The sequence below is a fragment of the Rhodococcus rhodochrous genome, assembly GCF_014854695.1.
In the GTDB taxonomy this organism is placed as follows: domain Bacteria; phylum Actinomycetota; class Actinomycetes; order Mycobacteriales; family Mycobacteriaceae; genus Rhodococcus.
In genome coordinates, this window is the sequence record NZ_CP027557.1 from 2945421 (window position 1) to 2969417 (window position 23997).

21 protein-coding genes are annotated in these 23997 nt (G+C 68.9%); 12 read left to right on the plus strand and 9 right to left on the minus strand.

The window, feature by feature from the left end; genetic code table 11:
- Nucleotides 1-8: 8 nt before the first annotated feature.
- The 3 genes from C6Y44_RS13785 to C6Y44_RS13795 form a co-directional block, all read right to left on the minus strand.
- Nucleotides 9-2426, minus strand: coding sequence for a glycoside hydrolase family 65 protein (locus tag C6Y44_RS13785; protein WP_192378880.1), 2418 nt, complete (start codon nt 2424-2426; stop codon nt 9-11).
- A gap of 65 nt (nt 2427-2491) precedes the next feature.
- Entirely contained in the window at nt 2492-3343 is an 852-nt protein-coding gene (otsB, locus tag C6Y44_RS13790; RefSeq protein ID WP_225623565.1) for a trehalose-phosphatase, read from the minus strand.
- Nucleotides 3344-3415: 72 nt separating this feature from the next.
- Nucleotides 3416-4504 carry a helix-turn-helix domain-containing protein gene (locus C6Y44_RS13795; protein WP_192378466.1) on the minus strand — a complete coding sequence of 363 codons (1089 nt, stop codon included), beginning with the start codon at nt 4502-4504 and terminating at the stop codon, nt 3416-3418.
- A gap of 93 nt (nt 4505-4597) precedes the next feature.
- On the opposite strand from C6Y44_RS13795, the gene C6Y44_RS13800 reads away from it, so the two are divergent.
- A complete protein-coding gene (locus C6Y44_RS13800) occupies nt 4598-5059 on the plus strand; it encodes a 6,7-dimethyl-8-ribityllumazine synthase (protein ID WP_059384465.1) in 462 nt (153 codons plus the stop codon).
- 24 nt (nt 5060-5083) lie between these two features.
- Here C6Y44_RS13800 and C6Y44_RS13805 read toward each other — a convergent pair whose 3' ends face one another.
- Nucleotides 5084-5992 carry an SDR family NAD(P)-dependent oxidoreductase gene (locus tag C6Y44_RS13805; RefSeq protein WP_192378467.1) on the minus strand — a complete coding sequence of 303 codons (909 nt, stop codon included), beginning with the start codon at nt 5990-5992 and terminating at the stop codon, nt 5084-5086.
- Between the two features lie 122 nt (nt 5993-6114).
- On the opposite strand from C6Y44_RS13805, the gene C6Y44_RS13810 reads away from it, so the two are divergent.
- Nucleotides 6115-7131 carry an AraC family transcriptional regulator gene (locus C6Y44_RS13810; RefSeq protein WP_192378468.1) on the plus strand — a complete coding sequence of 339 codons (1017 nt, stop codon included), beginning with the start codon at nt 6115-6117 and terminating at the stop codon, nt 7129-7131.
- 150 nt (nt 7132-7281) lie between these two features.
- On the opposite strand, the gene C6Y44_RS13815 is transcribed toward C6Y44_RS13810, so the two are convergent.
- Nucleotides 7282-8427: an MFS transporter gene (locus tag C6Y44_RS13815; protein WP_192378469.1), complete on the minus strand. Its 1146-nt coding sequence runs from the start codon at nt 8425-8427 to the stop codon at nt 7282-7284.
- Nucleotides 8424-9323 carry a PAC2 family protein gene (locus C6Y44_RS13820; protein ID WP_016690813.1) on the minus strand — a complete coding sequence of 300 codons (900 nt, stop codon included), beginning with the start codon at nt 9321-9323 and terminating at the stop codon, nt 8424-8426. The genes C6Y44_RS13815 and C6Y44_RS13820 overlap by 4 nt, the downstream gene beginning before the upstream one ends.
- Before the next feature lie 51 nt (nt 9324-9374).
- On the opposite strand from C6Y44_RS13820, the gene metH reads away from it, so the two are divergent.
- The 6 genes from metH (at nt 9375) to hisG (ending at nt 16675) form a co-directional block, all read left to right on the plus strand.
- Nucleotides 9375-12944: a methionine synthase gene (metH, locus tag C6Y44_RS13825; protein ID WP_192378470.1), complete on the plus strand. Its 3570-nt coding sequence runs from the start codon at nt 9375-9377 to the stop codon at nt 12942-12944.
- The gene (locus C6Y44_RS13830) at nt 12937-13644 is read left to right on the plus strand and encodes an HAD family hydrolase (RefSeq protein WP_174247032.1); all 708 of its coding nucleotides are present in this window, start codon (nt 12937-12939) and stop codon (nt 13642-13644) included. Before metH ends, C6Y44_RS13830 begins: the two co-directional genes overlap by 8 nt.
- Nucleotide 13645: 1 nt before the next feature.
- A complete protein-coding gene (gene trhO / locus C6Y44_RS13835; RefSeq protein WP_159418201.1) occupies nt 13646-14506 on the plus strand; it encodes an oxygen-dependent tRNA uridine(34) hydroxylase TrhO in 861 nt (286 codons plus the stop codon).
- A gap of 4 nt (nt 14507-14510) precedes the next feature.
- Nucleotides 14511-15398, plus strand: a complete 888-nt coding sequence (locus tag C6Y44_RS13840; RefSeq protein ID WP_159418200.1) for a pseudouridine synthase — start codon at nt 14511-14513, stop codon at nt 15396-15398.
- Between the two features lie 40 nt (nt 15399-15438).
- Nucleotides 15439-15720: a phosphoribosyl-ATP diphosphatase gene (locus C6Y44_RS13845; RefSeq protein WP_170318512.1), complete on the plus strand. Its 282-nt coding sequence runs from the start codon at nt 15439-15441 to the stop codon at nt 15718-15720.
- A 91-nt stretch (nt 15721-15811) separates the two neighbouring features.
- Nucleotides 15812-16675 (plus strand): ATP phosphoribosyltransferase, encoded by an 864-nt coding sequence (gene hisG / locus C6Y44_RS13850; RefSeq protein ID WP_159418199.1) that lies wholly within the window; start codon nt 15812-15814, stop codon nt 16673-16675.
- Nucleotides 16676-16716: 41 nt separating this feature from the next.
- Here hisG and C6Y44_RS13855 read toward each other — a convergent pair whose 3' ends face one another.
- Together C6Y44_RS13855 and C6Y44_RS13860 are read right to left on the minus strand one after the other, a co-directional pair.
- Nucleotides 16717-17556 carry a thioesterase family protein gene (locus C6Y44_RS13855; RefSeq protein ID WP_120282823.1) on the minus strand — a complete coding sequence of 280 codons (840 nt, stop codon included), beginning with the start codon at nt 17554-17556 and terminating at the stop codon, nt 16717-16719.
- Nucleotides 17553-18464: a RecB family exonuclease gene (locus C6Y44_RS13860; RefSeq protein ID WP_159418198.1), complete on the minus strand. Its 912-nt coding sequence runs from the start codon at nt 18462-18464 to the stop codon at nt 17553-17555. Before C6Y44_RS13860 ends, C6Y44_RS13855 begins: the two co-directional genes overlap by 4 nt.
- Nucleotides 18465-18553: 89 nt before the next feature.
- On the opposite strand from C6Y44_RS13860, the gene C6Y44_RS13865 reads away from it, so the two are divergent.
- Nucleotides 18554-19405: a tRNA (adenine-N1)-methyltransferase gene (locus C6Y44_RS13865; protein WP_159418197.1), complete on the plus strand. Its 852-nt coding sequence runs from the start codon at nt 18554-18556 to the stop codon at nt 19403-19405.
- A 21-nt stretch (nt 19406-19426) separates the two neighbouring features.
- Here the strand turns inward: C6Y44_RS13865 and C6Y44_RS13870 are convergent, their stop codons facing one another.
- Nucleotides 19427-19906, minus strand: a complete 480-nt coding sequence (locus C6Y44_RS13870; RefSeq protein ID WP_159418196.1) for a nuclear transport factor 2 family protein — start codon at nt 19904-19906, stop codon at nt 19427-19429.
- 187 nt (nt 19907-20093) lie between these two features.
- On the opposite strand from C6Y44_RS13870, the gene arc reads away from it, so the two are divergent.
- The 3 genes from arc (at nt 20094) to dop (ending at nt 23890) form a co-directional block, all read left to right on the plus strand.
- Complete coding sequence (gene arc, locus C6Y44_RS13875; RefSeq protein WP_120282828.1) at nt 20094-21863, plus strand: proteasome ATPase; 1770 nt, start codon at nt 20094-20096, stop codon at nt 21861-21863.
- 91 nt (nt 21864-21954) lie between these two features.
- Nucleotides 21955-22341 carry a nitroreductase family deazaflavin-dependent oxidoreductase gene (locus tag C6Y44_RS13880; RefSeq protein WP_159418195.1) on the plus strand — a complete coding sequence of 129 codons (387 nt, stop codon included), beginning with the start codon at nt 21955-21957 and terminating at the stop codon, nt 22339-22341.
- A 55-nt stretch (nt 22342-22396) separates the two neighbouring features.
- Nucleotides 22397-23890, plus strand: coding sequence for a depupylase/deamidase Dop (dop, locus tag C6Y44_RS13885; RefSeq protein ID WP_006552172.1), 1494 nt, complete (start codon nt 22397-22399; stop codon nt 23888-23890).
- Nucleotides 23891-23997 lie beyond the last annotated feature (107 nt).

Here is a 23997-nt window from a genome sequence, read left to right on the forward strand (position 1 = left end):
CCTTGCGGTCAGGCCGGGACGGCGGCGAGCCGGAACTCGTGCGACTCGCCGGCGCCGAGCTCGACGAGTTCGCCGTCCACCGCGACCCGCACCGGCACCCGGAAACCCTCGGTCTCGGCGCGCACCGACAGCTTGTCGCCGTCGATCCGCACCCGTAGGGGAGTGCCGCGGTACCGCATGGAGAACGACACCCCGTCGAGGTGCGAGACCAGCTTGGGCCGGAAGACGAGCACGTCGCCGTACGCACGGGCACCGACGTAGTAGCGCTGCACCAGATCGAGGGTGCCGCCCATGACCCCCATGTGGATGCCCTCCTTGGTGGTGCCGCCCTGCAGGTCGCTGACGTCGCTCTCGAGCGCGAGCTTGAACCGCAACCACGACGACTGCGGATCGAAGGTGGCGAGCACACCGGCGAACGTCACGTGACTGAGCGTCGACCCGTGCGACGTGCGCTGGTCGTAGTAGTCGACGGTGCGGCGCACGAGGTCGCGACCGAACGGATAACCGAGCTGCTCGAACACCTGCCGCAACTCGGCATCGTCGAACAGGAAGAACAACATCACCGTGTCGGCCTGCTTGGCGACCTTGTAGGCATCCGGATCGCGGCCCTCGGCGCGCAGGATGCGGTCCATCCTGCCGATGTTGCCGTACTCCGTGCGGTAGTGCTCCCAGTCGAGCTCCTCGAGATCCTCGTAGCCTTCGAACTGGCTGATCACCCCGTCGTGGTAGGGCACGAACATCTTCCGGCTCATCTCCGACCAGGTGCGCAGTTCCTCGTCGGTGACCCGCAACCGGGCCCGCAGGGCCGTGCGCCGGCTCTTCGACAGCACCTCGAAGACATCGAGGGCGCGCGCCGCGATCCACGCGACCATCACGTTGGTGTACGCGTTGTTGCGCACACCGCCCTCGGTGGCTCCCGGATACCGTTCGTGGAACTCGTCCGGGCCCATCACCCCGTGGATCTCGTAGCGGTCCCGATCCGGGCTGTAGTGCGCGATCGACGCCCAGAACCGCGCGATCTCGAGCATCATCTCGGCGCCGTAGTCGGCGAGGAAGTCGACGTCGTCGGTGGCCTGGTAGTAGTGCCACACGTTGTAGAAGATCGCGGCGCTGACGTGCCGCTGGTTCCGGCTCAGGTCCGGATCCCATTGACCCGACATCGGGTTCAGATGCACCGTCTGGGTCTCCTCGGTGCCGTCGCTGCCGCTCTGCCAGGGGAACATCGCGCCGCGGTAACCGGCCTCGCTCGCCGCGGCCTGCGCCTCACCCAACCGGCGGTAGCGGTAGAGGATCAGGCCTTTGGTGATCTCCGGGACCCGCAGGTTCAGGAAGGGATAGACGAACATCTCGTCCCAGAACACGTGCCCGCGATAGGCCTCGCCGTTGAGTCCGCGCGCCGGCACTCCCGCGTCGAGGCGCGCGGTGTGCCGTGAGCAGACCTGCAGTACGTGCGAGACGTGCAGGCGCAGCAGCAACTGCGCGCGCGACTCCCGCGGCAACCGGATGTCGCAGATGTCCCACAGCTCGTCCCACGCCGCGACGTGCTCGTCGTACGCCTCGGCGAAATCCGGATAACGCAGCACGTGCCGGCCCGCCGACGCGAGGGGCTCGGTGATCGCGTCGTCGCGGGAAGTGAACATCGCCACCATCTTCTCGATCCGCACCGTCGAACCCTCGGCGATGTCGAAGGAGAGGACCTGCTGGATGTAGTCCTCCATCTGGTACAGATCCCGGTCGACGAGCATCGCTCCTCCCGAACCCTCCCGGAACACCCGGGTGCGTGCGGCCTGGGCGATGTAGGTGTCGGACTGGCGGATCTGCACCTTCAGCGCGATCGTCTCGGGACCGTAGGTGCGCGGCGAGACCGGATCGAGGTGCCGCGCCTCGAGATCGCGGTAGCGGGCGACCGCGCGATTGGAAACCCGGCCGTCGAGGGCGGTGACGATCTCGACCCGCCCCGACCAGTTCTCCGGGGTCAGCGACCATTCGAGCGCCCCCTGGTTCGGATGCTCCATGCTCACGAACCGTCTGCTGCGCAGCGACGTCTCGCGGCCGTGCCGATCCCGGAACCGCAGTTCGCGGACCACGGTGGCGGTGCGGATGTCGTAGACGTGCCGGTAGGCGAGGATCTCCACCTGCGCCAGGCGAATCGCTTCGCCGCCGTCGATGCGCAGCTTCAGCACGAGCCAGTTCGGGAGGTTGACCAGATCCTCGTTCAGGACCGGGCTGCCACCCATGATGGTGGTCTCGCGGTTGTAGCAACGATGCGCGTAGGTCCCCGGATAATGGACCTCGCCCATGTCCTCCCACTCGGCGGTGCCGCGTGAACAGAAGTAGCCGTTGCCCGTCGAGGTCAGGGCTTCGCGCAGGGGTTCGTCGTCTGGATCGAAACCGTCGTAGTCGAGGGTGAACTCCGGGTCGTACACGCGAACCTCCTGGCGGGTCGTAGTCGACACGAACTGTCCGGCGGTGCTGTCACCCGGCGGCGCTGTCATCTACCCAGGGCCGACAGGAAACGTTCGACGTCGTCGACCGACGCGAGGACGAACTCGGCGTCGGTGCGGCGTCCGGCCATCTCCGGGTCGTCGGGGCTGCCGACGAGGATCCCGATGCCGCGACCCCGCAACGCCCGGAAGGCGTCCTCGTCGGTGATGTCGTCGCCGAGATAGAGCGGCACGACCTCGTCGGAGGCGAGACCGAGGACCTCGATCAGGTGCAGGACCGCTTTGCCCTTGTTCCAGTCCACGGCCGGTTTGAGTTCGTAGACCATCTTTCCCGGCACCACGGCGAGCCGTTCGGGGTTCTCCTGTAACAGCGTCTCGACGATCGCACCCACCCGGTCGTGCACCTCGGGGGAGGCCTGCCGGTAGTGCACGGCCACCGAGGCGCGCTTCGGTTCGATGCCGACGCCGTCGATACCGTCCAGGCGGGTGCGCAGGGTCTCGGTGGTCTCGGTGATCAGATCGGTGAAGTCGTCGAGGACGTCGTGGGCGATCTGCCCGTCGGTGGGGCTCCAGATATCGAAGCCGTGGCTTCCGGCGACGACGAGATCGTCGACCCCCATGAGCTGCTGGACGACGTCGCGGTCACGGCCGGTGACGATGCACACCGACACGCGGTCGGCGAGCTCGCGGACGGTGCGGCGCATGGCATCCGACCACACCGCGTCCTCGGGACGGGCGACGATCGGCGTGAGCACGCCGTCGTAGTCGAGGAAGACCGCGGGCCGGCGGCCCGCGAGACGATCGGACAGGGCGGCGCCGTCGAGTGCCGACGGCAGGTCCTCCACGGTGCGCGGCGCGGTCATCTGATCGGTACTCCTGTCGTCGCGGCGACCCGTCATGGTTCGCACCGTACACAAAGATCGAAATGCTCGGCCGGGGATCCGGGGAGGCGGATCGGCCGGATACAGCGGTCAGCGCACCGGACGCCGCCAGTGCTCGTCCGCGGTGAGCCGGGAGCGGACGTGTTCGGCGGCATCGTCGTTGCGGAACGGGCCCGCCAGCAGGTCGGCGTACACATGCGAGATCGCGGCGTGGCGCAGTCCGCCGCGACGGTCCATCCGTTCGAAGACCACCGGCGACCAGGGAATCGCCACCACCACGTCGCCACCGTGCTCGACCGCGCGCAGACCGAGACTGTCGGCGAAGTCGTCCGGGTCGTCGGCGTAGACCTCGAGCAACGCCGGGGCCGCATAATCGGTGGCGCCGACGCCCGTGAGCGCGTAGGGGATGTCGATGCGTTCGGCCAGTCGCGCGCGGGTCGCGGTGACGCCCTCGGGGGCGGTGAACCGCCGGACCGCGCACACCTTCCGTTCGGCGGCCCAGGCCCGCAGCATCGGTTCCCAGCGCACCTCCACGATCGGGCCGCGCGGGACCCGGCGCACGAGCTCGCGTTCGACGAGCACCTCGACGACGCGGTAGGTCGCGCCGGTGGACGCGCCGGACAGCTTGATCAGTTCCGGGACGGAGATCTCCCCGACGTGATCGGCGAGCGCGCGCACCACGCGGTCGGACGGCTCGCCGGTGAGCACCCCGGACGGGCGGCCCGGGCCGCGCCACGGGTCGGCGTCGGCTCCGCGGTCGCGGACCCACACCGCCGGACGGTTGGCGACGAGCGAGAGGTTGCCGGTCGCGTCGGCGTAGGAGATGCCGTGCCGGTCGAGCTGGCGGCGCACCGGATCGGACAGATAGTGGGCGCACACGAAGCCGCGGTCGGACTCGGACAGGTCGGCGGCGATGCGGGCGACGTCGCCGGAGAGCACACCGCGGGAGGCGACCACGGAGAAGGACACGGTGTCGCCGTCGGGGGCGGAGACGAGCATCCGGGTGGGTGCCTCGGGGGAGCGGGGACGGTCGCTCGACAGCGACCAGCCGAGCGGCAGGCACGCCTCGAGTCGGGCGGTGGCGCGGCGGTAGATGTCGATGTACCGCTCGGGGCGGGGACCGACGGTGTTCTCGGGAGCCGACTGTGTCACATCCACCACTGTAGTCACTCTGTGCATGACGGAAAAGAGAAATAAACGAAATCTCATAAGACGGAACAGCGCCCCTCCCGCACAACAAACTATGACGCGACATGCGCTAGTTTCGTGACCATGACCGACATCACCGGGCGCATCGCGTTCGTTCAGGCGACCTGGCACCGCAACATCGTCGACCAGGCACGCACAGGCTTCACCGACGAGATCACCCGCCTCGGCGTCTCACAGGACGCCCTGGACTTCTTCGAGGTCCCCGGCGCCTTCGAGATCCCGCTACACGCCAAGCGACTCGCGAAGACCGGGCGCTACGACGCGATCGTCGCGGCCGGGCTGGTCGTCGACGGCGGCATCTACCGGCACGACTTCGTCGCCACCGCGGTGATCGACGGCCTGATGCGGGTCCAGCTCGACACCGATGTGCCGGTCTTCTCCGTGGTGCTCACCCCGCACAACTTCCACGAGCACGACGAGCACGTCGAGTACTTCACGCGGCACTTCGTCAAGAAGGGCGCCGAGGCGGCTCGCGCCGTCGACGCCACGGTGCGCTCGCTGCGCGCGCTGCCGACCGGAGACTGAGCCCGACCGGCAGCGCGCGTCGGATCAGCGCGCGCTGCCGGAGGAATCCTTCGCCACCGAGCCCTCGCCGGCCCCCGCCGGAATCGGAGCCTCGGTGCGCCGACGGTAGGCCGCCCGCGCGGTCTCGTCGGTGTTCAATGCCAGCGACTGCAGACCGAACGCCGCGGAGATGCGGTGACGGGTCGCCTCCGGCACCGCCTTCAGCGCTCCGAGGATCGCGCCCGCCGTGCGGGGCACGTACCGCAGGCCGGGGCGAGCCGCCGCGATCACCTGCACGATCGCGGCGGCGACCTCGTCCGGGCCGACCATGGCGAGCTTCTCGATGAGCGCGTTGGGCTTCATGCCCGCGATCAGCTCGGTGCGCACGAAGCCCGGCGCGATCGTGGAAACCACGATGTTCGAGCCGGCAAGTTCCTGGCGCAGCACCGACCCGAGGCCGATCACCGCGTGCTTGGTCGCGGAGTACACCGCGAGTCCGGGGGCGCCTTCGATGCCGACGACGGAGCCGAGATTGACGATGTGTCCATAGCCCTGTTCGGTGAACCGGGCGGCGGCCAGCTTCGAACCGAGGATCACACCGCGGACGTTGACGTCGATCTGCCGGTCGGTGACGGTGTCGGTCTCCTCGAGGAACGCGCCGGTGGGCATGATGCCGGCGTTGTTGACAAGCACGTCGATCCCGCCGAACTCCATGTGGGCCAGGCTGAGGAATTCGTCGAAGGATTCTCGGTCGGTGACGTCGAGGGGCAACCCGAGCACCGTGGTGCCGAAGCGCGCACCGATCCGGGCGGCGGTGTCCTGCACGAGATCCTTGTCGATGTCGCCGATGGCCACTCGCGCGCCGGCCGCGACGAGGGCTTCGGCCGTCGCCTGTCCGATGCCGCGCGCTCCGCCGGTGATGACAACCCTCTTGCCGTGCACGTTCGGGCTCATGCCGTGTCGTCCTTTCCTCGCTGTGCTGGTGAAGTCGACGCTACGAATCGAGCCCTCCGTGATCCATGCCACTATCGGCAAGTTCTTGTGAATTTCGGCCACGCTGCCGAGGATGGAGCCTCGTGAACCCCTGGACCTCCCGCCGCGCGGCGACGAGCGCGGCCCTGATGGTGTCGTTCGGACGCGAGCGCGGTCTCGATGCCGGCACGTTGCTGGCAGGTACCGGGTTGGGGGAGGAGGAGATCACCGATCCGGGTGGGGAGATCACCGACGACCAGGAGTTGGCCGTGATCGGGAATCTCGTGACCGCGCTGGACGATCGGCCCGGGGAAGGGTTCGCTCTCGGTCTGCGCTACCAGGCGGCGGTGCACGGGATCTTCGGTTACGCCCTGATGAGCTGTGCGACGGTGCGCGACGGCATCGAGGTGGGCACCCGCTTCTTCGATCTCACCTTCGCCTTCTCGCGCGCCGCCCTGGAGTATGCGGGCGACGAGGTCCGCTTCTGCCTCGACGACCGGCACGTGCCGGCGCAGCTGCGGGGCTTCCTGCTGGAGCGCGACGTCTCGGGGATCCTCGCCCATTGGGGTGCGCTGTGGGGGCAACCGTCGGAGGTGCGTCGCATCGAGGTGGCCGAATCGCTCGGTGAGCGGGTCGCGCCGGTCCTCCGCGACCGGGGTTTCCGGGTGGAGACGACGGCGTCGCCGCATGCGGTGGTGGTGGACGCGCGGGCGTTGGACCGGCCCATGCCGACCGCGAGCCCGGAGGTCGCCGCCGTACTGCTACGGGAATGCGCGGAACTGCTGCAGCGCAGACAGAATCACGGCGAGCTCGGTGCCCGCGTGCGGGAAGTGCTGCTGCGTCGCGCTGCCGAGAGCCCCACCCAGGACCAGGTGGCTGCGGAGCTGGGGTCGAGCGTGCGTACCCTTCGGCGGCAGCTGGGGGAGGAGGGGACCTCGTACCGGGCGATCGTGGCCGAGACACTGAGGACGATGGCGGGGGAGCTGCTGGATGCGGGCCTGCCGGTGGAGAGGGTGGCGCACCGTCTGGGCTACGCCGATGCGTCGAGCTTCTCGGTGGCGTTCAAGCAGTGGACCGGCCGGACGCCGGGTGGGCGACGACGGGAGAGACGCTCGGTCTGAGGCCACTGAAGAACCGGTTAGAGAGCCCTGGAGATATTCTGAACAATACGGAAACCATAAAAAACCAGAATCCATCTTCCTTTACAAGCTACTCACCACACACCGCAGCACCAACTACCAACCACCAACCCAGCCAAGAGGACCGGGGTGTCAGCGGCTCGACGCCTCCGGGCGTCGAGTCATTGCCAGGGGGACCAGCACACCGAGCAGCGCGGCGGGCAGCAGGAACGCGACGACGGGATCCGCGCCGTACACCGGTGTCAGCAGGAGAGGGGAGAAGGCCGCACCGCCGAAGCGGAAGGCCTGCACGACGGACACCGCACCACCGCGGTTGCCGCCCGGCCCACCGAGTACCGCGGCGTTGACTCCGACGAGGATGAACTGCGAAGCGACGCCCGCCAGGAACCACGCGACGCCGAGAACGACGAGCCACGGGACGGTACCGACGACCACGACCAGCGCTGCGCCGCTCACCGCGCCGATGAGCACGATCGCGCGAGCACCGACGCGGTCGATGAGCATCCCGACCGGCCTGGAACTGAGGATGCCGGCGAGTCCGAACACGGTGAGTACCACGCCGCGTTCGGACGGGGACAACCCGAAGTCGTCCTCGACCCGGAAGGCGAGGAGGAACCCGAGCCCGCCGAGGGCACCCCAGCCGAGCAACGCGACCAGCCCGATACGCAGGACGCGCGGGGTGAGCGCGTCACGCAGACGGACCCGGGTGGTACCGGACGGGTCGTCGCGCACCGATTCGGGCAGGCCGGCGAGCGCCAGAACCAGCGCGGCGCCGGCGAGCACGACGAACGCCCATCGCCAGCTCACCTCGGCGGCGAGACCGCCGATCATCGGGGCGACGGTCTGGCCGGCGGCCTGCATCGCCCCGAACAAGCCGAGCGCACGGCCGAGCCTGTCCTTCGGGGTGATGACGGCCAGCGCCGCGAGCAGCAGTGGAGTGGTGAACGCGTTGGCCGCGCCCTGCAGCATGCGGGTGCCGATGAGCACCGAGAAGGTCGGCGCCAGAGCCGCGGCGATGGAGACCGCCGCGTAGACGAGATAGGCGGTGCGGACGGTGCGGACGCGTCCCCACCGTGCGCCGAGCGTGCCGGAGAACAGCATCGCGGCGGCGAACACACCGAGATAGGCGGTGACGGTTGTCGCGGCCGTCCCTGTGGACACACCGGTGTCGGCGCCGATCTCCGGCAGCATCGATACGACGACACTGCCGCCGAAGGGACCGAGGAAGCCCCCCGCGTACAGCGCCGTGCGCTGCAGCGGTTCGCGCAGATCCCTCACCTGTTGAAGCCGCCGGGACCCCGTCGCCGCAGATAGCGTTCGAACTCGGCGGCGAGGGCGTCGCCGTCGATCTTGGCGATGACCTCGGAGATGTCCTCCTCCGCTTCGGCGTCGCCGCGCTCCTCGAGGGTGCGCACGTACTCGGCGATCTCCTCGTCGTCCTCGATCATGTCGGTGACGGTCTGTTCCCATTCCTCGGCGAGGAGGGGGAGTTCGCCGAGTGGCACTTCGAGGTCGAGGACGTCCTCGACGCGGCGCAGCAGCGCGACGGTGGCCTTGGGGTTCGGCGGGTTGGACACGTAGTGGGGGATCGCCGCCCAGAACGACACGGCGGGGATGCCCGCGCGCACGAAGGCGTCCTGCAGCACGCCGGTGATGCCGGTGGGTCCTTCGTAGCGGGAGGTCTGCAGCTTGAAGCGTTCGGCGGCCTCGGAGCTGTAGGCGGTGCCGGTCACCGGGACCGGGCGGGTGTGCGGGGTGTCGGCGAGCAGTGCGCCGAGCAGGACGACGGTGTGGACCTCGAACTCGTCGACGAGTTCGATGATGGCGTCGCAGAAGCTGCGCCAGCGCATGCTCGGCTCGATGCCGTGCAGCAGGACGACGTCGCGGTCGCTGCCGGGCGGGGAGCACAGCGATAGTCGGGTGGTGGGCCAGTCGATCTCGCGGGTGACGCCGTCGACGAGACGGACCTGTGGCCGGTTGACCTGGTAGTCGTAGTACTCCTCGGAGTCCAGCTCGGCGAAGGGCTCGGCGTCCCAGATCAGCTCGAGGTGTTCGACGGCGCCGCTGGCGGCGTCGCCGGCGTCGTTCCACCCCTCGAAGGCGGCGACGAGCACCGGATCGCGCAGGACGGGGACGTCCTGGTCCGGGGTCTCGGGATACTCGGGTGTACTCACTCGTCCAGCCTACGACCCGGCCCGATCCGGGCGCCCACTAGTCTGAAGGGCATGTCCACCCCACTTCATTCTGTCCTGCTCGATGCGCTGACCCAGCGCGTTGTCATCGGAGACGGGGCGATGGGCACCATGTTGCAGGCCGCGGATCTCTCGCTCGACGACTTCCGCGGTTTGGAGGGGTGCAACGAGATCCTCAACGAATCTCGTCCCGATGTGATCCGGGGGATCCACCGGGCGTACTTCGAGGCCGGCGCCGACGTCGTCTCGACGAACACCTTCGGCTGCAACCTGCCCAACCTCGCCGACTACGACATCGCCGACCGCATCCGTGAGCTGTCCGAGCTCGGTACCCGCCTCGCCCGCGAGGTCGCCGACGAGATGGGCCCCGGTGCCGACGGCGTGGCCCGCATGGTGATCGGGTCGATGGGTCCGGGTACGAAGCTGCCCACCCTCGGCCACGCACCGTTCGCTGTGCTGCGCGACGCCTACGGTGAGGCGGCACTGGGCATGCTCGACGGTGGTGCCGACGCGATCCTCGTGGAGACCTGCCAGGACCTGTTGCAGGCGAAGGCCGCGATCATCGGCAGCAAGCGGGCGATGGAGCAGGCCGGTCGCCGGATCCCGATCGTCACCCACGTGACGGTGGAGACCACCGGCACGATGCTGCTCGGTTCCGAGATCGGTGCCGCGCTGACCGCCCTCGAGCCGCTCGGCATCGACCTGATCGGGTTGAACTGCGCGACCGGTCCGGCGGAGATGAGCGAGCACCTGCGGTATCTGTCGCAGCACGCGACGATCCCGGTGTCGGTGATGCCGAATGCGGGTCTGCCGGTGCTGGGCGCGAACGGCGCCGAGTACCCGCTGCAGCCGGAGGAGCTCGCCGAGGCCCTGGCCGGTTTCGTCTCCGAGTACGGGCTGACCTTCGTCGGTGGCTGCTGCGGCACGACCCCCGAGCACATCCGGCAGGTCGCCGAGGCGGTGCGCGGGGTGCAGCCGGCGCCGCGCGCCGCGCAGCCGGAGCCGGGTGTGTCGTCGCTGTACACCTCGGTGCCGTTCGAGCAGGACGCGTCGATCCTGATGATCGGTGAGCGCACCAACACGAACGGGTCGAAGGCGTTCCGTGAGGCGATGCTCGCCGCGGATTGGCAGAAGTGCCTGGACATCGCGAAGGACCAGATCCGCGACGGTGCGCACATGCTGGATTTGAACGTCGACTACGTCGGGCGCGACGGGGCGGCGGACATGGCGGTGCTGGCGTCGCGGTTCGCGACGTCGTCGACGTTGCCGATCATGATCGACTCGACGGAGCCGGACGTGATCAAGGCGGGCCTCGAGCATCTCGGTGGTCGCTGCGCGGTGAACTCGGTGAACTACGAGGACGGTGACGGTCCGGGTTCGCGGTTCGAGCGGATCATGGAGCATGTCGTCGAGCACGGCGCGGCAGTGGTCGCGTTGACGATCGACGAGGAGGGCCAGGCCCGTACTGCCGAGCACAAGGTGCGCATCGCCGAGCGGCTGATCGCGGATCTGACCGGTAAGTGGGGGTTGTCGCCGCAGGACATCATCGTCGATGCGTTGACCTTCCCGATCTCGACGGGTCAGGAGGAGGTGCGGCGCGATGCGATCGAGACGATCGAGGCGATCCGCCGCATCCACGAGGCGCATCCGGAGGTGCACTTCACCCTGGGTATCTCGAATGTGTCGTTCGGTCTGAATCCGGCGGCGCGGCAGGTGCTGAACTCGGTGTTTCTGAACGAGTGCACCGAGGCGGGGCTGGACACGGCGATCGTGCACGCGTCGAAGATCCTGCCGATGGCGCGGATCCCGGAGGAGCAGCGGCAGGTGGCGCTGGATCTGGTGTACGACCGGCGCAGGGAGGGTTACGACCCGCTGCAGAAGCTGATGGAGCTGTTCGAGGGGGTGTCGGCGGCGTCGGCACGCGAGTCGCGGGCGCAGGAGCTGGCGGCGTTGCCGTTGTTCGAGCGGCTCGAGCGGCGCATCGTCGACGGGGAGCGCAACGGTCTCGAGGACGATCTGACCGAGGCGATGAAGACCACTCCGCCGCTGGCGATCATCAACGACACGCTGCTGTCGGGCATGAAGACCGTCGGTGACCTGTTCGGGTCGGGTCAGATGCAGTTGCCGTTCGTGCTGCAGTCCGCCGAGGTGATGAAGACCGCGGTGGCTTTCTTGGAGCCGCACATGGAGTCGACCGGCGACGAGGGCAAGGGCCGGATCGTGCTGGCGACGGTCAAGGGCGATGTGCACGACATCGGCAAGAATCTCGTGGACATCATCCTGTCGAACAACGGCTACGAGGTGGTCAACCTCGGCATCAAGCAGCCGATCGCGACGATCCTCGACGCGGCGGTGGACAAGCGCGCCGATGTGATCGGCATGTCGGGTCTGCTCGTGAAGTCGACGGTGGTGATGAAGGAGAATCTCGAGGAGCTCAACGCTCGTGGGGTCGCCGAGCAGTTCCCGGTGTTGCTCGGTGGTGCGGCGCTGACCCGCAGCTACGTCGAGAACGATCTGGCGGAGGTCTACGAGGGCAAGGTGTCGTACGCTCGCGATGCGTTCGAGGGTCTGTCGTTGATGGACCGGGTCATGGCCGAGAAGCGTGGTGAGGGTCCGGCGCCGGACAGCCCGGAGGCGATCGAGGCCGCGCGTAAGGCCGCCGAGCGCAAGGAGCGTCACGAGCGCAGCAAGCGGATCGCGGAGAAGCGCAAGGCCGCGGAGACGCCGGCGGAGATCCCCGAGCGCAGTGATGTCGCGAAGGATCTGCCGGTGCCGACGCCGCCGTTCTGGGGCACCCGGGTGATCAAGGGCATCCCGCTGGCGGATTATGCGGCGCTGGTCGACGAGCGTGCGCTGTTCCTGGGGCAGTGGGGGCTGCGCGGGCAGCGCGGTGGCGACGGCCCGAGCTACGAGGAGCTCGTGGAGACCGAGGGCCGGCCGCGGTTGCGGTACTGGCTGGACCGGTTGGCGACCGAGGGCATCCTGCAGCACGCGGCGGTGGTGTACGGCTACTTCCCGGCGGTGTCCGAGGGTGACGACGTGGTGGTGCTGACCGAGCCGCGTCCGGATGCTCCCGAGCGTTACCGGTTCACCTTCCCGCGGCAGCAGCGTTCGCGGTTCCTGTGCATCGCCGATTTCGTGCGGTCGCGGGAGGATGCGCTCGCGTCGGGTCAGGTGGATGTGTGGCCGTTCCAGTTGGTGACGATGGGGCAGCCGATCGCGGACTTCGCGAACGAGCTGTTCGCGTCGAATTCGTACCGCGACTATCTCGAGGTGCACGGTATCGGTGTGCAGCTGACCGAGGCGCTGGCCGAGTACTGGCATCGGCGGGTGCGGCAGGAGCTGGCGTTCGCCGAGGGCGGCACGGCGGCGGACGAGGATCCGGAGGAGGTCGCGGAGTACTTCAAGCTCGCCTACCGCGGCGCCCGGTTCGCGTTCGGTTACGGCGCGTGCCCGAATCTCGAGGACCGCATCAAGCTGGTCGAGCTGCTCGAACCCGAGCGGATCGGGGTGGAGTTGTCGGAGGAGTTGCAGTTGCATCCCGAGCAGTCCACCGATGCGTTCGTGCTGCACCACCCGGAGGCGAAGTACTTCAATGTCTGATCGGGTGGAGGCGCCGCTCGCGGTGCAGACCGGTGCGCTGCGGGCGGTGCTGTGGGACATGGACGGCACCCTGCTCGAATCGGAACGCTTGTGGGACATCGGGATGCACGAGTTGTCGTTGCATCTCGGTGGGCCGATGAGCGACGAGACCCGCATCTCCACGATCGGTGGGCCGATGGATCTGGCGGTGCTGCGCACCTTCGCCGGGTTGGGTCTGGAACCGACCCCGGACGAGGCGGCGGCTGCGGCGGCGTGGCTGACGGACTACATGGGCCGGTTGTTCGCCGATGGGTTGTCGTGGCGGCCCGGCGCGCAGGCGGCGCTGCGCACCGTCCGTGAGGCCGGGTTGGGGTCGGTGCTGGTGACCAACACCGAGCGGGCGTTGTGCGAGGTGGCTCTCGAAACGTTGGGCCGTGAGCATTTCGATCATTCGGTGTGCGGTGACGAGGTGCCGGCCGGCAAACCCGATCCGGCGCCCTACCTGCGGGCTGCGGAGCTGCTCGGTCTGGATCCGGCGCAGTGCCTGGCGGTGGAGGATTCCCCGACCGGGGCGGCCGCGGCGGATGCGGCCGGGTGCACGGTGCTGGTGGTGCCGTCGCTGGTGGATGTGCCCGGCTCGGAGCGGCGGGTGTTCCGGTCCACGCTCGAGGGGTTGAGCGCCGAGGACCTGCACGAGCTGCACGGTGCGGGGGTGCCCTGAGGTGGCGGTCCCGAAGATCGTGCTGTTCTACAAGTTCACCCCGCTGCCCGACCCGGAGGCGATCCGGTTGTGGCAGCACACCCTCGCGTCGTCGCTGGGGTTGGCCGGGCGGATCCTCATCTCGGAGCACGGCATCAACGGCACCGTCGGCGGTGACATCGCCGATGTGAAGAAGTACGTCCGTGGGTTGCGCGGCTATGCGGCGTTCAAGGACATCGACATCAAGTGGTCCGACGGCACCGGCGCCGACTTTCCGCGCCTGTCGGTGAAGGTGCGCCCGGAGATCGTGACCTTCGGGGTGCCCGACGAGGTGAAGGTCGACGAGAACGGCATCGTCGACGGCGGCACCCATCTGTCGCCGCACGGCGTGCACGAGCTGGTCGCCGAGCGCGGCGACGAGGTGGTGTTCTTCGACGGCCGCAACCGCTTCGAGGCGCAGATCGGCCGGTTCCGGGACGCGATCGTGCCGGACGTCGCCACGACCCGCGATTTCGTCGCCGAGCTCGACAGCGGACGCTACGACCATCTCAAGGGCCGCCCGGTGGTGACCTACTGCACCGGTGGGGTGCGCTGTGAGGTGCTGTCGGCGTTGATGCGCAACCGCGGGTTCGAGGAGGTCTACCAGCTCGACGGCGGCATCGTCCGTTACGGCGAGACCTTCGGCGACGAGGGCCTGTGGGAGGGTTCGCTGTACGTCTTCGACGGGCGGATGAACGTCGAGTTCAGCGCCGAGGCGACGGTGATCGGCCGCTGCGCCCTGTGCGGGACGCCGACCTCGCGGTACCGGAATCATCCGGACCTCCGTGGCCGGGAGTTGACCCTGGTGTGCGAGGGCTGCGTCCCGGGCCCCGTGGAGGCGTAGACCGGTGCGTGCTGCACCGCTGCCGGTGCGTGACGGGCTCGGCCCCGACCGCATCCGGATGCCCGCCGACGTCGACGCGGCCACGATCGTCGAGTTCCTGCAGGCCGGCCATCCCGAGGAGGACTGGGCGGCGCACATGGCGGCGGGGGAGCTGGTCGACGAGCACGGCCGCCGCATCGATGCGCGCACGCCGTATCAGCCGACGCGGTTCGTGTACTTCTACCGTGATCCGGCGCCGGAGGTGCCGGTGCCGTTCCCGGTGCACGTGCTGCATCGGGAGGACGGTCTCGTCGTCGTCGACAAGCCGCATTTTCTGGCGACGATCCCGCGCGGCGCGCACATTCGCGAGTCGGTGGTGGTGCGGTTGCGGCGCGAGCTGGAGTTGCCGCATCTGGTGCCGGTGCACCGGCTCGACCGGATGACCGCCGGGGTGCTGCTGTGCACGACGGACCCGGCGTGGCGGCGGCCCTATCAGGAGCTGTTCGAACGGCAGCGGGTGCGCAAGGTATATGAGGCGGTCGCCGGTTATCGGCCCGACCTGTCGTTCCCGCAGGTGGTGCGCACCCGGATCGTCAAGCGGCACGGGGAGTTGACGGCCGAGCAGTTCGCCGACGAGCCGAATTCGGAGACGCGCATCGAGCTGGTCGAGCGGCGGGGGGAGCTGGCCCGTTACCGGTTGTTCCCGCGCACCGGTCGCACCCACCAGTTGCGGCTGCATCTGGCGTCGTTGGGGGTGCCGATCGTGGGGGACAACTTCTATCCGCGGTTCCGGCGGCGCCGCGCGGACGATTTCACCGATCCGCTGCGGTTGCTGGCGCGGTCGCTGGAGTTCACCGATCCGATCAGCGGGGTGGCGCGGCGGTTCGTCAGCGGGCGCGAACTCGAGTTCTGAGCGGGTGTCGGTGTCCTGGCTGCGGGGCCGGTGGCGGGGCATGAAACAATCGACCCCTGTGAAGACCTTCGATTCCCTGTTCGCCGAGCTGTCCGAACGCGCCGCGACCCGCCCCGAGGGCTCCGGCACCGTCGCCGCCCTGGACGCCGGCGTGCATTTCCAGGGCAAGAAGGTACTCGAAGAGGCCGGTGAGGTGTGGATCGCCGCCGAGTACCAGTCCGACGAGGAACTGTCCGAGGAGATTTCGCAGCTGCTGTACTGGGTGCAGGTGCTGATGGTGGGGCGGGGTCTGAAGCTCGAGGACGTCTACAAGCATCTGTGACGGCCGGTGGCCCGCTGTGTCGGTGCCGCCGTCCGTGCCCTGTAGATCCCTTCCTCGCTTCTGCTCGTCGTTCGAAAGGACCCCATCCGTCATGCTGCGCGTCGCAGTCCCCAACAAAGGTTCGCTGTCCGAGTCCGCCGCCGAGATCCTGCAGGAGGCCGGCTACCGTCGGCGCACCGATTCGCGGGATCTGACGGTCATCGACCCGGTCAACGACGTCGAGTTCTTCTTCCTGCGGCCGAAGGACATCGCGATCTACGTCGGTTCCGGCGAGCTGGATCTGGGGATCACCGGCCGCGATCTGTCGATGGATTCGGGGGCTCCGGTCACCGAGCGGCTGTCGCTGGGCTTCGGGTCCTCGCGTTTCCGGTACGCCGCGCCGAAGGGCCGCGACTGGTCGGTCGAGGATCTGCAGGGTCTGCGCATCGCCACCTCGTACGCGAATCTGGTGCGTCGTGATCTCGCCGCCCGCGGCATCGAGGCCGAGGTGATCCGGCTCGACGGTGCGGTGGAGATCTCCATCCAGCTCGGCGTCGCCGACGCGATCGCCGATGTGGTCGGCTCGGGCCGGACGTTGCGGCAGCACGATCTCGTCGCCTTCGGCGAGTCGCTGTGTGATTCGGAGGGTGTGCTGATCGAGCGGGAGGGTTCGGATCGCTCGGATCGGGCCCGCAACCAGTTGATCGCCCGCCTCGAGGGTGTGGTCTTCGCGCAGCAGTACGTGATGATCGACTACGACTGCCCCAAGCACCTGCTCGACCAGGCCGTGCAGGTCACGCCCGGTCTCGAGTCGCCGACGATCTCGCCGCTGGCGAACGAGAACTCGGTGGCGGTGCGGGCGATGGTGCCGCGCAAGGGCCACAACGCGGTGATGGACCAGCTCGCCGAGATCGGTGCCCGCGCGATCCTCGCGTCGAACATCCGCTCGTGCCGGGCGATGCGCGCCCCCGAATAGACGCGCACCGTTCCCGACATCTTCCGGTGCGGCCCCGCTGATCAGCGGGGCCGCACCTGCACGTTCTGGGTGATGCGGCCGAGCGCGCCGGTCTCGTCGTAGAGCAGACCGGCGGTCATGCCGATCCCGTCGGGTCCGACGGACATCTCCGCGGCGATCCCCACCCAGTCCTGTTCGCGGAACTCGGGGGCGCGGAACAGGTGCACGGTCAGTTCGGTGTTGAGGAAGGTGTACTCGCGGGCGTCGAGTTTGGAGCCGACACCGTTGGCGACGTCGGCGACGCTCATCAACCGGTCGAGTCCGCTGGGGGTTTCGCCTTCGACGAGGGCGATCTCGCTGCGCATCCACGCCGACGACAGGCCGGGAGCGCCGAAGGGGACGATGATGCGCCAGTCGACGGTGCCGATGTAGCCGCCCTTCCAGGCAGGGTGCGGGGCACTGGCTTCGAGGTGACCGGGGGCGGGCAGCGGGGTCTCCGAGGTATGCGCGACCTGCGGCAGGTCGACGGTTTCGAGGCGCCAGCCGGTGCCGCGCGCGACCGCGCGGTCGGTGCCGTCGGGGGTGGTGGCCCACAATTCGGCGACGACCAGTTCGATGCGGCGACCGGGTCGTTCGATGTGGGTGCGCACCTCGAGGTCGGTGAGCGGGACGGGGCCGAGCAGTTCGACGGTGAGCCGGCTCAGGCGGGTGTCGGGGCGGGGCCGGTGCCGTTCGATGGCGCGGGCGAGCAGCGCCGAGGGTGGGGCGCCGTGCTGCAGGTGTGGTCCCCAGGTGCTGACGGTGTGTTCGGTGGGGCGGAACACCGCGATCTCGACGTCGTCGACCGGACCGGTGGGGGTGGTCGGCCGGGGGACCGGCACGTAGTAGGCGGCGTCGCTCACTCGGGATTCTCCTGCTGCTCGATGCGGTGGGGCGCGCCCGGTGTCGACTGGAGCGATGGTGTCGATCGGGTCGACTGGATCGACTGCGTCGCAACGCCGTCGACGGGATACGGCGGTGGGGTACCGCCGAACGCCGGGCACACTGCCCGATGATCGCACCACCGGCAGCCGGGACCGGGGTCGGGGCGGAAGTCGCCGCTGGCGCGCAACTGCCGGATCGTCACCCACATCGCGCGCACGATCCGTTCGAAGCGGCACAGTTCCTCGGGGTCGGGCCGGTAGTTCAGCACTTGACCGTCGCCGAGGTACAGCAGCCGCAGCGAGGCCGGGACGACGCCGCGCTGCCGCCACAGGATCAGCGCGTAGAACTTCAACTGGAACAGCGCCGCCCGCTCGCCGCGCGGGGACGGGGCGCGGCCGGTCTTGTAGTCGACGACGTGCACCGCCCCGGTGGCGTCGACGTCGAGGCGGTCGATGATGCCGCGCAGTGGAACGTCGCCGTCGAGGGTCGTCTCCACTCGCAGTTCGCAGCCGCCGGTGGTGACGGTGGTGGGGTCCTCGACGGTGAAGTAGGTGCTCAGCAGCGCGGCGGCCTCGGCGAGGAAACCCGCGTCGTCGGGGTCCACGCCGAGATCGGGGGTGGCGGCGAGGACCCGGGCCAGGGCGTCGGGCAGCAGGGTCTGCGCGGCAGCGGGGGTGCGGGCCGGGCCGTCGAGGCCGAACAGCGCTTCGAGGGCGGCGTGGACGACGGTGCCGCGCGCCTGGGCGCGGGTCGGGGGTGTGGTGAGCCGGTCGACGGCCTTGAAGCGGTAGAGCAGCGGGCAGCGGGTGAAGTCGGCGGCCCGGGAGGGGGACAGGGCGACCGGCCGCACTGTGTCGGTGGGGGGTGTGGGCGCAGCTGTGGTCACACCTGGCAGGCTAGGACGCGGGTCCGACACGGTGCCGGACCCGCGTGCCCGATCCCGGGTGCGGGGCTGGAACGAAGGTGGACACGGCGATGGCAGTAGGCGGACTCGGGCGCAGCGGACCCTTCCAGGTGGGGGACCGGGTGCAGTTGACCGACGCCAAGGGCCGCAAGTACACCGTGGTGCTCGAACCGGGCAAGGAGTTCCACACCCATCGCGGCGGGATCCTGCACGACGACCTGATCGGCACCGACGAGGGGGTGGTGGTCACCTCCACCAACGGCACCCCCTATCTGGCGTTGCGTCCGCTGCTCGTCGACTATGTGATGTCGATGCCGCGCGGTGCGCAGGTGATCTACCCGAAGGACGCCGCGCAGATCGTGCAGGAGGGCGATATCTTCCCCGGTGCGACGGTGCTCGAGGCCGGCGCCGGCTCCGGTGCGCTGACGTGTTCGTTGCTGCGCGCGGTCGGGGAGAGCGGCCGGGTGATCTCCTACGAGGTGCGTGAGGACCATCTCGAATACGCCGAGCGCAATGTCGACACCTTCTTCGGGGAGCGCCCGGCGAACTGGACGACGGTGCTCGGGGATCTGGCGGACTACGACGTCGAGAAGTACGGCCGTGTGGACCGGGTGGTGCTGGACATGCTCGCCCCCTGGGATGTGCTCGAGACGGTGAAGAAGGCGCTGGTACCCGGCGGGGTGCTCATCGTCTACGTGGCGACGACGACGCAGCTGTCGCGGGTGGTCGAGGCGATGCGGGAGCAGACCTGCTGGACCGAGCCGCGCTCGTGGGAGTCGATGGTGCGCGGGTGGCACGTGGTGGGGCTGGCGGTACGTCCCGAGCATCGGATGCAGGGGCACACGGCGTTCCTGGTCAGTGCCCGGCGTCTGCAGGACGGGGTGGAGACCCCGAGGCCGCAGCGTCGGCCCAGCAAGGGCTGAGCCGACGCCGACCGGCGGGGGTTATTCGCAGCTGAGCGTGCCCATGGCCAGGATCGAGCAGGCGCTCTCGTCGGCGATGACCCAGGTGCCGTCGATCTGCTCGAAGGTCAGCGGCATCGGGGCGCCGCCGTGCGGGCCGGCGACCTCGGTGGTCGCGGTGACGGTGTCGGCGTCGACCGTGGTGATCTCGCCGACGGTGCCGGTGAGCGGGTAGCCGGCGAGCACTCCGGTGAACTGGTCGAGCACGGCGGTGCGCGCGGTGCCGTTCTCCACGACCGCGGCGCGGTCCTCGGTGGTGGCGGCCGGGTCGAAGAACACGTCGATCTGTTCCTGCAGCTGCTCGACGGTGACCGCGGCGGTCACGGTGGTGCTGGTGGTCGTCGTCGCGCTGGTCGCGGTGGCGGTGTCGTCGCCGGCGTCGTCGGAGCTGCAGCCGGTCAGGGCGGTGAGGGCGGCGATCGCGGTGGCGGCGCAGAGTGTGCGAACTGGACGTGGGGTCACGGAGGAGTACCTTTCGAGAGAAACGGTCGACGCACGATATTTAGGGCAGCCTAACAGCGTGTCGGGTGTGCGGTGCCATGGCGCGTCCCACACGCGACACATGTTCGGAACACGACTGTTTCGTGTCCTCCCCCATGTGGGGCGATGTCCCGGTAGCGTGGAATGACCGACAGTGGAGGGAGTCGCTATGAGCTCGTCAGAGAAGCCGGATGCGGTTGCGGCGGCACGCGAAATCGAAGAGTTGCGCGCAGAGGTGGCGACCTTGCGTCGTCGGCTCGGCGAACCGTCCGATCAGGTACGCGACCTCGAAGCCCGGCTCGAGTCCCTCACGGTCCGCAACGGCAAACTGCTCGAGACCCTCAAGGATGCGCGCCAGCAGCTGATCACGCTGCGCGAGGAGGTCGACCGGCTGGCCCAGCCGCCGAGCGGCTACGGGGTGCTGCTCGAGACGTTCGACGATCAGACCGTCGACGTGTTCACCTCGGGCCGCAAGATGCGGGTCGCGGTGTCCCCGAATCTCGAACTCGACACCTTCCGGCCCGGTCAGACGGTGCGGCTGAACGAGGCGTTGACCGTCGTGGAGGTCGGTGGGTTCGAGCGCGTCGGCGAGATCACCACCCTTCGGGAGGTGCTCGACGACGGCACCCGCGCGCTGGTGGTCGGGCACGCCGACGAGGAACGCATCGTGTGGCTGGCGGCCCCGCTCGCCGCGGCCGCCGCCGACGACAGGACCGATGTGCTCGTCGACGACGAGAACTCGTTCACGCTGCGCCCGGGTGATTCGCTGCTGGTCGACAGCAAGGCCGGCTACGCCTTCGAACGGATCCCCAAGGCCGAGGTCGAGGATCTCGTGCTCGAGGAGGTCCCGGACGTCGGCTACAGCGACATCGGTGGCCTGGGCCGGCAGATCGAGCAGATCCGCGACGCGGTGGAGCTGCCGTTCCTGCACAAGGATCTGTTCCGCGAGTACTCGCTGCGCCCGCCGAAGGGTGTGCTGCTGTACGGCCCGCCCGGTTGCGGTAAGACCCTGATCGCGAAGGCGGTCGCGAACTCGCTGGCGAAGAAGATCGCCGAGGCCCGCGGCGACGATTCGAAGGAAGCGAAGTCGTTCTTCCTCAACATCAAGGGCCCGGAGCTGCTGAACAAGTTCGTCGGTGAGACCGAGCGGCACATCCGGTTGATCTTCCAGCGGGCCCGGGAGAAGGCGTCCGAGGGCACCCCGGTGATCGTGTTCTTCGACGAGATGGACTCGATCTTCCGCACCCGCGGTTCCGGTGTGTCCTCCGATGTGGAGACCACGGTGGTGCCGCAGCTGCTCGCCGAGATCGACGGTGTCGAAGGGCTCGAGAACGTCATCGTCATCGGTGCCTCGAACCGTGAGGACATGATCGACCCGGCGATCCTGCGGCCCGGCCGCCTCGACGTGAAGATCAAGATCGAGCGTCCGGACGCGGAGGCCGCGCAGGACATCTTCTCGAAGTACCTGACCGAGAGCCTGCCGGTGCACGCCGACGATCTCGCCGAGTTCGGCGGCGATCGGGTCGCGTGCGTGCGGGCGATGATCGAGCGGGTCGTCGAGCGGATGTACGCCGAGTCCGAGGACAATCGGTTCCTCGAGGTCACCTACGCCAACGGCGACAAGGAGGTCCTGTACTTCAAGGACTTCAACTCCGGCGCGATGATCCAGAACATCGTCGACCGGGCGAAGAAGTACGCGATCAAGTCGGTGCTCGAGACCGGGGCGCCCGGTCTGCGGGTGCAGCACCTGCTCGACTCGATCGTCGACGAGTTCGCCGAGAACGAGGACCTGCCCAACACCACGAATCCGGACGACTGGGCCCGGATCTCGGGGAAGAAGGGCGAGCGGATCGTGTACATCCGCACCCTGGTCACCGGCAAGAACGCCAGCGCGAGCCGTGCGATCGACACCGAGTCGAACACCGGCCAGTACCTGTAGGAATCGACCCACGACAATCGATCCGCGACGGCCGGGCCTTCCCTCCTCCGGAAGGTCCGGCCGTCGCGGCCTCTCGGGGGGAGGACCGTCCATGCCGTTGCCGCACACCATGGCCCGGTTCAACAAGATCGTCACCAACCGGGTCACCACCCCGTTCGCTCAGCTGTTGCCGGGCACCGCGGTGGTCGAACATCGCGGGCGCCGCTCGGGCCGGGTGTTCCGCACCCCGGTTCTGCTGTTCACCGTCGGTGACGACCTGCGGATCGCGTTGACCTACGGCGCCGACACCGACTGGGTGCGCAACGTGTGTGCCGCCGGCGAGGCGGTGGTGCACACCCGGGGCAGGGCGATCCCGGTGCGCGACCCGCGGCTCGGAACCGACCCGCAGGCGAGGTGGGCGCCGCCGCCGGTGCGGGTGGCGCTGCAGGCGATCGGGGCGCACGGCTATCTGGACTGCACCCCGCAGCCGCACCGCTGACCGGTGGCGGGGCTGTTCACGACCGTGAGCGTCCGGATCGCCTAGGCTCGAGGGCATGCAGCGGATCATCGGTATCGAGGTCGAGTACGGGATCTCCTCACCCAACGAGCCATCGGCGAACCCGATCCTGACCTCCACGCAGGCGGTGCTGGCCTACGCGGCCGCCGAAGGGGTGCCGCGCGCGAGGCGCACCCGCTGGGACTACGAGGTCGAATCGCCCCTGCGCGACGCGCGGGGCTTCGATCTGGGCCGGTTCAACGGCCCGGCCCCGGTCATCGACGCCGACGAGGTCGGTGCCGCGAACATGATCCTCACCAACGGTGCGCGCCTGTACGTCGACCACGCCCACCCCGAATACTCCGCCCCGGAGGTCGCCGACCCTCTCGACGCGGTGATCTGGGACAAGGCCGGGGAACGGGTGATGGAGGCCGCCGCCCGGCACGCGTCGAGTGTGCCCGGCGCACCGCGACTGCAGCTGTACAAGAACAACGTCGACGGCAAGGGCGCCTCCTACGGCACCCACGAGAACTACCTGATGGACCGCGAGACGCCGTTCTCGGCGGTGGTCGCGGGCCTGACCCCGTTCTTCGTCTCCCGGCAGGTCATCACCGGCTCCGGCCGGGTCGGGATCGGCCAGTCCGGTGACGAGCCCGGTTTCCAGCTCTCGCAGCGCGCCGACTACATCGAGGTCGAGGTGGGTCTCGAGACCACCCTCAAGCGCGGCATCATCAACACCCGCGACGAACCGCACGCCGACGCCGACAAGTACCGGCGGCTGCACGTGATCATCGGCGACGCGAATCTGGCGGAGATGTCCACCTACCTCAAGGTCGGCACCACCGCGCTGGTGCTCGACCTGATCGAGGCCGGCATCGACCTGTCGGATCTGCAGCTCGCCCGCCCGGTCACCGCGGTGCACCACATCAGCCACGACCCGTCGCTGCGCAAGACCGTCGCGCTCGCCGACGGCCGGGAGCTGACCGGTCTGGCTCTGCAGCGGATCTATCACGAGCGGGTCGCGAAGTTCCACGACGGCACCGAGGACAAGCGGATCCTCGACATCCTCGACAAGTGGGCGATGGTGCTCGACCTGCTCGAACGCGACCCGATGGAATGCGCCGACCTGCTGGACTGGCCCGCGAAGCTGCGGCTGCTCGAGGGCTTCCGCAACCGCGAGGGACTGTCCTGGTCGGCGCCGCGCCTGCACATGGTCGACCTGCAGTACTCGGATGTGCGCCTGGACAAGGGCCTGTACAACCGGCTCGTCGCCCGCGGGTCGATGCAGCGGCTAGTCTCCGAGCAGCAGGTCCTCGATGCGGTGCACACCCCGCCGTCGGACACCCGCGCCTACTTCCGCGGTGAGTGCCTGCGCCGCTTCGGTGCCGATATCGCGGCGGCGAGCTGGGATTCGGTGATCTTCGATCTCGGTCGCGAGTCGCTGGTGCGCATCCCGACCCTCGAGCCGCTACGCGGCAGCCGCGCGCATGTCGGGGAGCTGCTCGAGACGGCGCAGTCGGCGGCGGAGTTGGTCGATCAGCTCACCCACTGACCACCCCATTGCAGTGGGCGGTGGCCGGATCACGGGTCGCGAGTACGCGTGTCGCCACCGGTGGACCGTTTCGCTGGGTAGGGTAGGAGTTCGAAGCAGCGGTGACC

Coding starts and splice junctions, on each gene's coding strand:
- otsB (WP_225623565.1), bottom strand. CDS start 3,343: ATGACGGGTCGCCGCGACGACAGGAGTACCGATCAGATGACCGCGCCG.
- C6Y44_RS13795 (WP_192378466.1), bottom strand. CDS start 4,504: ATGCACAGAGTGACTACAGTGGTGGATGTGACACAGTCGGCTCCCGAG.
- C6Y44_RS13800 (WP_059384465.1), top strand. CDS start 4,598: ATGACCGACATCACCGGGCGCATCGCGTTCGTTCAGGCGACCTGGCAC.
- C6Y44_RS13805 (WP_192378467.1), bottom strand. CDS start 5,992: ATGAGCCCGAACGTGCACGGCAAGAGGGTTGTCATCACCGGCGGAGCG.
- metH (WP_192378470.1), top strand. CDS start 9,375: ATGTCCACCCCACTTCATTCTGTCCTGCTCGATGCGCTGACCCAGCGC.
- C6Y44_RS13830 (WP_174247032.1), top strand. CDS start 12,937: ATGTCTGATCGGGTGGAGGCGCCGCTCGCGGTGCAGACCGGTGCGCTG.
- C6Y44_RS13845 (WP_170318512.1), top strand. CDS start 15,439: ATGAAACAATCGACCCCTGTGAAGACCTTCGATTCCCTGTTCGCCGAG.
- hisG (WP_159418199.1), top strand. CDS start 15,812: ATGCTGCGCGTCGCAGTCCCCAACAAAGGTTCGCTGTCCGAGTCCGCC.
- C6Y44_RS13865 (WP_159418197.1), top strand. CDS start 18,554: ATGGCAGTAGGCGGACTCGGGCGCAGCGGACCCTTCCAGGTGGGGGAC.
- arc (WP_120282828.1), top strand. CDS start 20,094: ATGAGCTCGTCAGAGAAGCCGGATGCGGTTGCGGCGGCACGCGAAATC.
- C6Y44_RS13880 (WP_159418195.1), top strand. CDS start 21,955: ATGCCGTTGCCGCACACCATGGCCCGGTTCAACAAGATCGTCACCAAC.
- dop (WP_006552172.1), top strand. CDS start 22,397: ATGCAGCGGATCATCGGTATCGAGGTCGAGTACGGGATCTCCTCACCC.